The organism is Inquilinus sp., assembly GCF_057815775.1.
Genome location: NZ_JBYRFX010000959.1, coordinates 1 through 11,370 on the forward strand (window position 1 = coordinate 1; position 11,370 = coordinate 11,370).

The 11,370-nt window shown below is 69.5% G+C and carries 11 protein-coding genes; 5 read left to right on the top strand and 6 right to left on the bottom strand.

Annotation, left to right across the window (positions count from 1 at the left end):
- The coding region (gene mutM, locus AC3XYG_RS34485) for a bifunctional DNA-formamidopyrimidine glycosylase/DNA-(apurinic or apyrimidinic site) lyase (RefSeq protein WP_489144411.1) at positions 1–511 on the top strand (511 nt) is incomplete at its 5' end.
- Positions 512–574: 63 nt separating this feature from the next.
- The gene (locus AC3XYG_RS34490; protein ID WP_489144412.1) at positions 575–1,354 is read left to right on the top strand and encodes an enoyl-CoA hydratase; all 780 of its coding nucleotides are present in this window, start codon (positions 575–577) and stop codon (positions 1,352–1,354) included.
- A 99-nt stretch (positions 1,355–1,453) separates the two neighbouring features.
- On the opposite strand, the gene AC3XYG_RS34495 is transcribed toward AC3XYG_RS34490, so the two are convergent.
- From AC3XYG_RS34495 to AC3XYG_RS34515, 5 genes are all read right to left on the bottom strand, one after another.
- On the bottom strand, positions 1,454–1,861 hold the full coding sequence (locus tag AC3XYG_RS34495) for a DoxX family protein (RefSeq protein ID WP_489144413.1): 408 nt from the start codon (positions 1,859–1,861) through the stop codon (positions 1,454–1,456).
- Positions 1,862–1,973: 112 nt separating this feature from the next.
- Positions 1,974–2,870, bottom strand: a complete 897-nt coding sequence (gene iolE / locus AC3XYG_RS34500) for a myo-inosose-2 dehydratase (RefSeq protein WP_489144414.1) — start codon at positions 2,868–2,870, stop codon at positions 1,974–1,976.
- A 34-nt stretch (positions 2,871–2,904) separates the two neighbouring features.
- A complete protein-coding gene (gene iolD, locus AC3XYG_RS34505; RefSeq protein ID WP_489144415.1) occupies positions 2,905–4,758 on the bottom strand; it encodes a 3D-(3,5/4)-trihydroxycyclohexane-1,2-dione acylhydrolase (decyclizing) in 1,854 nt (617 codons plus the stop codon).
- A gap of 14 nt (positions 4,759–4,772) precedes the next feature.
- Positions 4,773–6,692: a bifunctional 5-dehydro-2-deoxygluconokinase/5-dehydro-2-deoxyphosphogluconate aldolase gene (locus AC3XYG_RS34510; RefSeq protein ID WP_489144416.1), complete on the bottom strand. Its 1,920-nt coding sequence runs from the start codon at positions 6,690–6,692 to the stop codon at positions 4,773–4,775.
- Positions 6,689–7,501: a 5-deoxy-glucuronate isomerase gene (locus tag AC3XYG_RS34515; RefSeq protein ID WP_489144417.1), complete on the bottom strand. Its 813-nt coding sequence runs from the start codon at positions 7,499–7,501 to the stop codon at positions 6,689–6,691. The genes AC3XYG_RS34510 and AC3XYG_RS34515 overlap by 4 nt, the downstream gene beginning before the upstream one ends.
- A 137-nt stretch (positions 7,502–7,638) precedes the next feature.
- Between AC3XYG_RS34515 and iolG the strand changes: the two genes are divergently transcribed.
- From iolG to betI, 3 genes are all read left to right on the top strand, one after another.
- The gene (gene iolG, locus AC3XYG_RS34520; protein WP_489144418.1) at positions 7,639–8,625 is read left to right on the top strand and encodes an inositol 2-dehydrogenase; all 987 of its coding nucleotides are present in this window, start codon (positions 7,639–7,641) and stop codon (positions 8,623–8,625) included.
- A 133-nt stretch (positions 8,626–8,758) separates the two neighbouring features.
- Positions 8,759–9,679 carry a cold-shock protein gene (locus AC3XYG_RS34525; protein WP_489144419.1) on the top strand — a complete coding sequence of 307 codons (921 nt, stop codon included), beginning with the start codon at positions 8,759–8,761 and terminating at the stop codon, positions 9,677–9,679.
- A 75-nt stretch (positions 9,680–9,754) separates the two neighbouring features.
- Positions 9,755–10,420, top strand: coding sequence for a transcriptional regulator BetI (betI, locus tag AC3XYG_RS34530; protein WP_489144420.1), 666 nt, complete (start codon positions 9,755–9,757; stop codon positions 10,418–10,420).
- Here the strand turns inward: betI and AC3XYG_RS34535 are convergent.
- Positions 10,404–11,336: an alcohol dehydrogenase catalytic domain-containing protein gene (locus AC3XYG_RS34535; protein WP_489144421.1), complete on the bottom strand. Its 933-nt coding sequence runs from the start codon at positions 11,334–11,336 to the stop codon at positions 10,404–10,406. The genes betI and AC3XYG_RS34535 overlap by 17 nt on opposite strands.
- Positions 11,337–11,370 lie beyond the last annotated feature (34 nt).

The window sequence follows — 11,370 nt, forward strand, 5'->3', positions numbered from 1 at the left end:
CTTCAACGACACCCGCCGCTTCGGCATGATGGACCTGGTCAGCCAGAACGCGCTGCACACCCACAAGTCGCTGGAACTGCTGGGGCCGGAGCCGCTGTCGGACGAGTTCGACGCCGCCTATCTCGACCGGGTGCTGGCGCGCAAGATCACCCCGATCAAGGCGGCGCTGCTGGACCAGCGGGTGGTGGCCGGCCTCGGCAACATCTATGTCTGCGAGGCGCTGTGGGCCGCGCATATCTCGCCGAGCCGGCTCGCCGCCTCGGTCGCCGGGGTCCGCGCCGCGCGGCTGGTGCCGGAAATCAAGGCGGTGCTGGAGCGGGCGATCACGGCCGGTGGATCGTCCTTGCGCGACTACGTCCAGGTCGATGGCGAGCTCGGCTACTACCAGCATTCCTGGTCGGTCTATGGCCGCGAGGGCGAGCCGTGCCGCACGCCGAAGTGCAAGGGCATGGTGCAGCGCGTGGTCCAGGCCGGCCGCAGCACCTTCTTCTGCCCGGTGTGCCAGCGTTGAGCCTGTAAACGCTGACCGGGCGTTCGGTCAATCAATCGACGAGTCGATGCGAAGGAGCGTTCCATGACCGCGAGCTACGAGACCATCCTGGTCGAGACCCGGGGGCGGGTCGGCCTGATCACGCTGAACCGGCCGCAGGCGCTGAACGCGCTGAACGACGCGATCTTCCGGGACCTCGGCCAGGCGCTCGCGGCGTTCGATGCCGATGCCGGCATCGGCGCCATCGTGCTGACCGGGTCGGAAAAGGCCTTCGCCGCCGGCGCCGATATCAAGGAGATGGCGTCGAAGGACTTCATCGCCGCCTACACCGGCAATTTGATCGAGAACTGGACCTGCATCACCCGGACGCGCAAGCCGATCATCGCCGCGGTCGCCGGCTATGCCCTGGGCGGCGGCTGCGAGGTGGCGATGATGTGTGATTTCATCATCGCCGCCGACACCGCGAAGTTCGGCCAGCCGGAGATCAAGCTGGGCACCATCCCCGGCTCCGGCGGCACCCAGCGCCTGACCAAGCTGATCGGCCGGTCCAAGGCGATGGACCTGGTGCTGACCGGCCGGCTGATGGACGCGGTGGAAGCGGAGCGGTCGGGCCTGGTCGCCCGGGTGGTGCCCGCCGCCGATTTGCTGGCCGAGGCGCTGAAGGCGGCGGAGACAATCGCCGGCTATTCCCTGCCGATCGCGATGCTGGCGAAGGAAGCGGTGCACCGCGCCGACGAGACCAGCCTGGCCGAAGGCGTGCTGTTCGAACGGCGGCTGTTTCACGCCACCTTCGCCACCGACGATCGCCGCGAGGGCATGGCCGCCTTCACCGAGAAGCGGCCGCCGATGTTCAAGCACCGCTGACCGCACAAAAGAAAACGGCGGGCCCAGGGCCCGCCGTTCCGGAAAGGAGACGGCGGGCCATGCCCGCCGCTCTGAGATGTCAGCGCGAAGCCGTCCGCTTCAGCGACGGTAGCCGGGTCCGATCGCCCAGGCGCCCGGGCCGAAGGCGGTGATCATCAGCAGGCCGCCGGCGATCGACAGGTTCTTCATGGCGGTCAGCTGGTTGGCCATCATGTCGGCGTCCGTCATGGTCCAGAAGTGATGGACCACGACGATGGTCAGCAGGGTGAAGCCGGCCATGATGAAAGCGGCGAGGCGCGAGAACAGGCCCAGGATCAGCAGGATGCCGCCGCCCAGTTCGACCAGGATGGTCAGGGCTGCGAAGACCTGCGGTGCCGGCAAGCCGTTGCCGGCGATATAAGCGGCAGCGCCCTCGAAGCCGGTCAGCTTGCTCCAGCCGGACATCACGAACAGGACGGCGAGGAAGATACGCGCGAAGAAGGCGAAAAAGGAACTTTGAGCCGACATTTTCACCATCCGAGGCGAGTGATTCGATGGCGCAATATGACACCAACCGCCTCGCCCCGTTGGGGAAATCTTCACAAGTGCCGGGTCGGGCGCCGGGCCAGACGGGCCGGCCCTAGACCTTGACCTCGAACCCTGAGCCGGTGGCGAACTTCCACAGGTTCCGGTGCCCCAGCCGGGCATAGACCAGCGGGTTCGCCTTGGCCGGATCCTGCTCCGCCTCCACCACCATCCAGCCGGAATAGCTCTTCGGCAGCGCATCGAACACCCTGGGGAAGTCGACCATGCCGTCGCCCGGCACGGTGAACAGCCCGCCGACGACGCCGTCCAGGAAGCTCCAATCCTCGTCGCGCACCCGCTGCAGCACGTCGGCGCGGACATCCTTGGCATGGACATGGTTGATCCGGCTGGCATAGCGCGCGGCCAGGGCCGCCGGGTCGCCGCCCGCCACCGTCATATGGCCTGCATCCAGCAGCAGCCCGACCGACAGGCCAGTGTGCTGCATCAGCAGGTCGACTTCGGCCTCGCTCTGCACCAGCGTGCCCATGTGGTGGTGATAGGCCAGCCGCACGCCGTGCTTCGCCATGTGGTCGCCGACCGCGGTCAGCTTGCGGCCGAACTCCGGCCAATCCTCGTCCGGCAGGGTCGGGCGCTGCGACAGCGGCGTGCCCTGGTTGCCATGCACGGCGCCCGAGGTGTCGCAGAACACCATGACCTTGCAGCCGAGGGCGGCCAGCAGGGTGAGATGAGGCTCCATCGCCGCGATCTCCTCCTCGACCGAGCGCTCCAGCAGGTTGGCGCTGTACCAGCCGGAGATCAGCTTCAGCCCGTGCGCGTCCAGGATCGGGCGCAGCGCATCGGCCTGGCGCGGGAATTTGTTGCCCAGCTCGATGCCGGTGAAGCCGGCCTCGCGGGTTTCCGCCAGGCAGGTCTCGAGCGGCGTCTCTCCGCCCAGCTCCGGCAGGTCGTCGTTGCTCCAGGCGATCGGGTTGGTGCCGAGGGTGACGGTCATCGCGGCGGTCTCGTGCGGTCGGATGGTTGAAGGATCAGGCGTCGTGCCCGGTGACGGGATGGCCGGCCAGCTGCGCTTCGTAGCCGGCGCGGGCCTGGCGCACCGGTTCGCGGTCGGAGATCTCGGGGACGGCCACGTCCCACCAGGCGCCGCCGGCCTCGGTCGTGATCACCGCATCGGTGTCGATGACGATGACATTGGTCTGGTCGGTGACCTGCGCGCGCAGCAGCGCCCCCTCCAGCTCGGCGATGCCCGACACTTTCTCCGACGCCGCCCCCATGCTGGCGGCATGCAGGGCGAAATCGATCGGCTGGGCACCGGCGACATCGCGGAACAGGTTGTTGAAGGAGGCGCCGCCGGTGGCGTTCTGCAGCCGGTTGATGCAGCCGAAACCGCGGTTGTCGAGCACGACGATGTTCAGCTTGATGCCGAGCTGCACCGCGGTGGCGATCTCCGAATTCATCATCATGTAGCTGCCGTCGCCGACCAGCACATAGACCTCTCGATCCGGCTGGGCCAGCTTGACGCCCAGCCCGCCGGCGATCTCGTAGCCCATGCAGGAATAGCCGTATTCCAGGTGGTAGCCGCCCGGCGCGTCGGTGCGCCACAGCTTGTGCAACTCACCCGGCAGGCCGCCGGCGGCACACACCACGATGGCGCCGCGCCCGGCCGCCCGGTTGACCGCGCCCAGCACCTGGGCGTCGGAGGGCAGGGGGGCGTTGCTGGCGGCGGTAGCGCGGTTGACCGACGCGGTCCACTCGGAAACCAGGCCCTTGAAGCGGTCGCCCTGGGCCTTCGGCGCGGTCCAGGACCCCAGCGCCTGCGACAGCGCGTCGAGGCCACGCCTCGCATCGGCGACCAGCGGCAGGGCGCCATGCTTGTCGGCGTCGAACACGGCGGTGTTCAACTGGATCAGACTCCGCCCCGGCGCCCGGAACAGGGCGCGCGAGCCGGTGGTGAAATCCTGCAGCCGGGTGCCGACCGCCAGTACCACATCGGCATCGACGGCCAGCGCGTTGGCGGCGCTCGATCCGGTGACGCCGATCGATCCGACATTGTTCGGGTGGGCCCAGGCCAGGCTGCCCTTGCCGGCCTGGGTCTCGGCGACCGGCAGGCCATGCCGCTCGGCAAAGCCGGCCAGGGTCCTGGCGGCGCCGGAATACAAGACACCGCCGCCGGCGATCACCAGCGGGCGCTGCGCTTTCTGCAGCGCCGCGACGGCGCGGGCCAGCTCGCCCTCGTCGGCGCCGGTGCGGCGGATGCGGTGCACCCGATCCTCGACGAACCAGGCGGGGTAGTCGAAGGCCTCGGCCTGGACGTCCTGGCACAGCGCCAGCGTCACCGGCCCGCAATCGACCGGGTCGGTCAGCACGGACAGGGCGCGGGGCAGGGCGGTCAGGATCTGCTCCGGCCGGGTGATCCGGTCGAAATAGCGCGACACCGGGCGGAAGCAGTCATTGGCGCTGACCGTGCCGTCGCCGAAATCCTCGACCTGCTGCAGCACCGGGTCGGGCCGGCGGCTGGCATAGACGTCGCCGGGCAGCAGCAACACCGGCAGCCGGTCGACATGGGCCAGGGCGGCGGCGGTCACCAGGTTGGTGGCGCCCGGCCCGATCGAGGTGGTGACGGCCATCATGCGGCGGCGGAACTTCGCCTTGGCATAGGCGACGGCGGCCAGCGCCATCGCCTGCTCATTGTGCGCCCGCAGCGTCGGCAGGTCCTCGCGATGGGCGTACAGCGCCTCGCCCATGCCGGCGACATTGCCATGGCCGAAGATCGCCCAGCAGCCGGCGAAAAGCCGCTCGCGGCTGCCGTCCTCCGCCTCGATCCACTGCGCGGCGAGGTGGCGCACCAGGGCCTGCGCCATGGTCAAACGCACGGTTCCCATCCCTATTCGCTCCTTTAGGCCGCAGCCTGGGCCGCGGCGCGGGCATCCTGCCAGGCGGCGACAAGGCTGCCATAGCTGGCCGCGATCCGTCTCACCGCTTCGTCATCGTCGATCCGGCCGGCGAACCAATCCTCGGCCGGTCCGCCGAAGATGGTGCGGCCGACCGCGAAGCCGCGGCACCAGGGCTGGCGGGCGGCCAAGGCGAAGGCGGCCATCAGTTCGGCCTCCGGTGCCTCCAGCCCCAGCAGCAGCACGCCGCGGCAATTCGGGTCGCGCCGGGCGATGACCTCCTGAATTTCAGTCCAGGCCTGTTCGGAGGGCGGTGGCGGCAGCTTCCACCAGTCGGGGTAGATGCCGATGTCGTACAGATGGTCCAGCACCCGGGCCACGGTGCGGTCGTCGGCCGGCATGCTCCGGGGCGGGATGATCTCCAGCAGCAGCTCGTGCCGGGTCGCCCGGCTGGCGTCGAACAGCGCCAGCAGCAGCCGGTCCTGCTCGTCCCGCATGTCCGGCGCGTCGTCCGGATGATATTGCACCAGGCACTTCACCACGTGCTCCAGCGGCCATTCGCGCAAGGTGACGCCGACATCGGGGCCGCCTTCGAAGCGCAGCGGCCGCGATCCCGGCAGCTCGATCGGCCGGCCGATCCAGGCGCCGGTGCCGGCCGCGGCGAACAGCGCGTCGCTGCCCAGCCGCCCGTCGATCAGCACGCCGAAGCTGGTGCTGTCACCCGCCACCTGCCGCGCCGCCTGCCACACCAGCTGCTTGAAGTCGCCGATCCGCTCCGGGGCGGTGCCGTGGCGCCGCACCAGCTCTTCCAGCTGCGAGCGATGGTCGAACGCCAGGGCGTTGACCTCCGGCCAGTCGCGGATCCGCGTCGTCGCCCAATGCACCTGGTTCAGGGCCGGGTCCTCGCGCAGCCGGTGATGGGCACTGCCCTCGGCCAGGAACTGCGACAGCTCGGCCCAGCTCGGGTAGGACGGGGCGCAGCCATGGCGCGACACGGCGAAGGCGCCGCAGGCATTGGCGTAGCGGCAGGCCGCCTCGACCGGCTCGTCGCGCAGCCAGCCGCGCAGGAACCCGGCCATGAAGCCGTCGCCGGCGCCCAGCACATTGTAGACCTCGACCGGGAAGCCGGGGCCCTTGACCCCCTGCTCGATGTCGCCCGGGATGGCGCCGGGGAAGACGACGCAGCCCATCGGCCCGCGCTTGACCACGATCGTCGCCGGGCTCAGCTCGCGCACCCGGCGCAGCGCCGCCAGCGTGTCGGTGTCGCCGCCGGCGATGTGGATCTCCTCCTCGGTGCCGACGATCAGGTCGCACTCCGGCAGGATCGCCTGCAGATGGGCGGTGACCGCCGAATTCTCGACGAAGCGCTCCTCGCCCAGCCCGTGGCCGGTCAGGGTCCACAGCACCGGGCGGTAATCGATGTCCAGCGCCACCTTGCGGCCATGGGCATGGGCCAGCCGCATCGCCTTCCGGCTCATCGCCGCGACGCCGGGCGTGGAGAAATGGGTGCCGGTCACCACCACGGCGCGGGCCGAGGCGATGAAGGCTTCGTCGACATCATCCTCGGACAGCGCCATGTCGGCGCAGTCCTCGCGGTAGAAGATCAGCGGGAAGCTGTGGCGGTCGCGAATGCCCAGGATGACCAGCGCGGTCAGGCGCTGCGGATCGCTGATGACATGGCTGGCATCGACGCCTTCGGCCGTCAGCTGCTCCTGGATGAAGCGGCCCATATGCTCGTCGCCGACCCGGGTCAGCAGGGCGGAGCGCAGGCCGAGGCGGGCGGCGCCGACCGAGATGTTGGTCGGGCAGCCGCCGACATATTTGGCGAAGGACGCCATGTCCTCCAGCCGGCCGCCGACCTGCTCGCCGTAGAGGTCGACCGAGGATCGGCCGATGCAGATTACATCCAGTGTGGGCTCGGTCATCGTGAGACCCCTTCCGGCCGCCAGAATTCGGCGCCCTGGTCCATGGTCCAGCGATGCTCCTCGGTGAACTCCGGCACAGTGTAGGGGTTGCCGGGCAGGTGGCGGATCACCCAGGCGTAGTACATGCCATCGCCGGGGGCGGCGCATTGCGCGTGGTCGAAGCCGTCGAAGATCTTGACCGTGTCGTTCGCCCGCACTTTCAGCACCGTCTCGCCCAGCTCGGCATGGCCGTAGCCGCGCGGATCGGTGAAGCGGTAGTGGTAGATTTCCGGCTGCGGATGATGGTGCGGCGGATAGCTCGACCACCGGCCGGGGAAGGTCACGACCTCGCCCAGCACCAGCTCGGCGTTCGTGTCGCTGTTGCGCAGGTCGAACACGGTGCGGACATAGCGGTAGCAGGCCTCGTCGACCTGGCCCTTGCCGCGATGCTCGTTCGGCACGTCGGCCGGCTGGAACAGCCGCGACGGGAAGGGCTTGGTGTTCCGGGTCTCGTAGGCCGTGAATTCGGCGTCGCCTTCGGCCTGCAGCCGGACCCGGGCGCCGGCCGCGACATGCACCGCGCTGGCCGATTCGTCGAACAGAGACCCGCGGGCGAACCGCACCGCCTGGTTGTCGACCGTGACCTCCGCCGCGCCGGACATCAGCAGCCAAGCGGTCTCGTTCGCGGCCTCGATCTCGCGGCTCTCGCCCGATGCCAACTTCAGCACCGAAACGGCGATGCCGGTGTCGTCCTCGGGCTCGTCGAACCGGGTGATCGGTGTCAGCCCCGGGCCGAAGCCGCCGCGGTGACCGGTCAGGTGGCGGGTCATGGGTAGTCCTCCCCAGGGCTATTTCGGTCAAATAGAACAAATATTCCATTTGACTGCAACCTCAGAATTCTGATTTTTCTGTCGCCGGTTGCCGCTGTCGGGCCATGATCCCCGGCGCGTCGCTAGGGAGAGGAAGCATGCTCAAGATCTGCCAATTCGGTGCCGGACGGATCGGGAAGATCCATGCCGACAACATCGCCCGGAACCCCCGGACCAAGCTGGTGGCCGTGGTCGACGTCCACCACGCCGCGGCCGAGGCCCTGGCGGCCCAGCACGGCGCCGTGGTCGGCGACGGGCTGTCGGCGCTGGACGGCGTCGATGCCGTGGTCATCGCCAGCTCGACCGACACCCATGCCGACCTGATCGAGGCGGCGGCCAAGGCCGGCAAGGCGATTTTCTGCGAAAAGCCGATCGACCTGGACAGCGCGCGCGTCGAAGGCTGCCTCGACATCGTCGCCCAGGCTGGCGTGCCGCTCGCGCTCGGCTTCAACCGCCGCTTCGACCCCAGCTTCGAGGCGATCCACGCCGGCATCGCCGAGGGCCGGATCGGCAAGGTCGAGCTGGTGTCGATCACCAGCCGTGACCCGTCGCCGCCGCCCGCCAGCTACATCCGCGTCTCCGGCGGGCTGTTCCGGGACATGATGATCCACGATCTCGACATGGCCCGCTGGCTGCTGGGCGAGGAGCCGATCGAGCTGTATGCGACGGCAAGCAACCTGGTCGATCCGGCGATCGGGGCCGAAGGCGACGTCGACACCGCGGTGGTGACGCTGAAGACCGCGGGCGGCGCGATCGCCCAGATCTCCAACAGCCGCCGCGCCACCTATGGCTATGACCAGCGGGCCGAGGCCTTCGGGTCGCTGGGCATGCTGCGGGTCGACAACCGCACCGCGACGACGCTCGAATATGCCGGCGCCGATGGCGTGGTGCGCGACAAGCCGCTGCATTTTTTCCTGGAGCGATATGCCGAAGCCTATCGCCGCGAACTCGACGACTTCGTCGACGCGGTGCTCGACGGCCGTGCGCCGCGGGCCGGGGGGCAGGATGGCCGCCGGGCGCTGCTGCTTGCCGACGCAGCCTGGGAATCGGTCAAAACCGGTGCTCCCGTGCGGCTTTCGCGCTGAAATCCGGGGGCGAAAGATTCTCCCCTATAGGGTCGCGAGGCCTATGGTCAAGGCGCGCGGCCTGGGTTTATAGTTCAAGCGGGTGTCTTCTGTAGGCTCGGCTGAGGGGTTGGGGGATGATTCTCGCCCGCGGGTGGGTTTTCCACGCGCGGGTTGGTCGTCTCAGGTAACGAATGGTCGTATCGACAAAAACGTTCAGACCGTCCAGGGCCGGCATGTCGCCGGTCGCGAGCGGGCAGATCTTGGTTTCCGCTCGCGGAAGCCGCACCCTTGGTCATGGTGCAGCACTTTCTCTTGGAGTTTCAGTTCAATGATGAACCGACGTCATCCGCCGCGCGTCGGAGGCGGTGAGTATCGCCGTGACGTGACGGCAGTGGTCAAGTGGTTCAACCCGACGAAGGGCTTCGGCTTCGTCCAGGTGACGGACGGTTCGCCGGACGCGTTCCTGCATGCTTCGGTCGTGGAACAGTCCGGACATCGCGAGATGTATGAGGGCACGAAGATCGTCTGCGATATCGCGGAAGGTCAGAAGGGCCCGCAAGTCGCGGTGATCCATCGCGTCGAAGAGCTCGGCGCCCCGCCGGCCGGCGGCGGCGGTGCGGGTGCTTTCCGCCCCAACAACCGCTTCGGTGATCGGCCCGAGCGCGGCGGCTTCGGTGGTGGCGGTGGTGGCCGCGACTTCGGTGGCGGCGGTGGCTTTGGCGGCGACCGTGGCGGCTTCGGCGGCGGCCGTGATTTCGGCGGCGGCGGTGGCGGTGGCCGTGATTTCGGCGGTGGTGGTGGTCGCGACTTTGGCGGCGGCGGTGGCGGCTTCGGCGGCGATCGCGGCGGCTTCAGCGGCCCGGCGACCGAGGTCGAGGGCACGGTGAAGTTCTTCAACGCCGAGAAGGGCTTCGGCTTTGTCACGCCGGACGATGGCGGCAAGGACGTCTACGTCGCTTCGCGCGCGCTGCAGAAGGCCGGCTTGCCGAGCCTGAACAGCGAGCAGCGGGTTCGCTTGACGGTCCGTATGGGCCAGAAGGGCCCGATGGCCGAAGCGGTCCAACTGCTGTGATATCCGGGACGGTCCGGGGGCAACCCCGGACCGTCACGTCTTTTGGCCGAGCCTCGCTCCGCCCCCTCTGATCGCGTGCCCGATCCCAAACCAGGGCCGCGCGCGAAGTTCACGCGCGAGCTGCCGGCCGTTCGACGCCGGGCGCTGATCGAAGCCACTGCCCAATGCCTGGCCGAACGCGGCCATGCCGCAACCTCCGTGCGCGAGGTCTGCGCCCGTGCCGGCGTGTCGCCCGGCCTGATCCGCCATTACTTCGGCGGCATCGACACCCTGATTGCCGAAACCTACCGCTTCATCGGCAGCCACGTGGCCGAAGCCCTGGCCGCCGCGCTGCAGGATCCGGCCGCGACGGCGGAGGCGCGGCTGCGGGCCTTCATCGATGCCAGCTTCCGGCCGCCGGTGCTGGACCCGGAGCTGCTGTCGATCTGGCTGTCCTTCTGGGCGCTGGTGCGGCGCGACGAGGCGATCCGCCAGGTGCATCGCGACGTCTACGCCGCCTATCGCCGGACCCTCGAACAGCTGCTCGCCGCCGCCGCCGAGGACCGGGGGCGCCGGGTCGACGCTGCCCTGGCATCGCTGGCCTTCACCGCCATGCTCGACGGCCTCTGGCTCGAACTCTGCCTCGACCCCACAGTGTTCGCACCGGAAGACGCGGTGCGCATCGCCAATGGCTGGGTCGATGGCCTGTTGACCGGCAATGCCATGGGCCTGTCCCGGGACGAGCCTAAGGCTCCAGCCTGAAATCGATCACCAGCCGCCCGTCGATCCGGCCGGCCTGCAACTCCTGCAAGCCCTGGTTGATCTGCCCCAGCCCGATGGCGCGGGTGGCGCTGCGCAACGGCGCTTCCGCATGCAGCCGCATCAATTGCTCCATCTCGATCCGCGTGCCGACGCTGGTGCCGGTGATGGTGACGCCGGTCGCTGTCAGCCATTCCTGGCTGACCGGCACGGGCTTTGCCACCAGGGCGGCCGCGACGATGAGGCCCCGCGGCCGGACGCCCCCCACCATGGCGGTCCAGGTTGCATCGGTCGGCGCGAAATTGATGCAGGCATCCATGCCGCCCAGCGCCTGCAGCCGCGCCGTCGCCGCCTCGTCCACCATGACAGTGTGTTCGGCGCCGAAGGCCCGGGCGCGGTCGAGCTTCTCCGGCGACACATCGAGTGCCATGACCGTCGCGCCGGCGCGCACCGCCAGCTGGACGGCGTAGAGGCCCAGGCCGCCGCAGCCGAAGATGGCGCAGCGGGAGCCCGGGCGCAGCGCGGCCCGCCGCACGGCGCCATGGGCGGTCACCCCGGCGCACATCAGCGGCGCGGTGGCGACGGGATCGGCGCCGGCCGGCAGGCGGACGGCGTAGGCGGCATCGGCGATGACGTATTCGGCGAAGGCGCCGTTCACGTCGCAGCCATGGGCGCGCTGGGCCTGGCAGAAGGATTCCGCGCCGTCGCGGCATTCGGCGCAGTGGCCGCAGGTGTCGTGCAGCCAGGGCACGCCGACGGGATCGCCAAGCCGCCATCCCGGCACCGCCTTGCCGAGGGCGACGACCTCGCCGACGCCCTCATGCCCCAGGATCAGGGGGTGGGGACGGTGGGCCGGGCCGCCGCTCTGCCAGATATGCAGGTCGGTGTGGCAGACGCCGCAGGCGTGCAGCCGGACCAGCTATTGGCCCGGCCCGGGGCGGGGCACCGGCTTG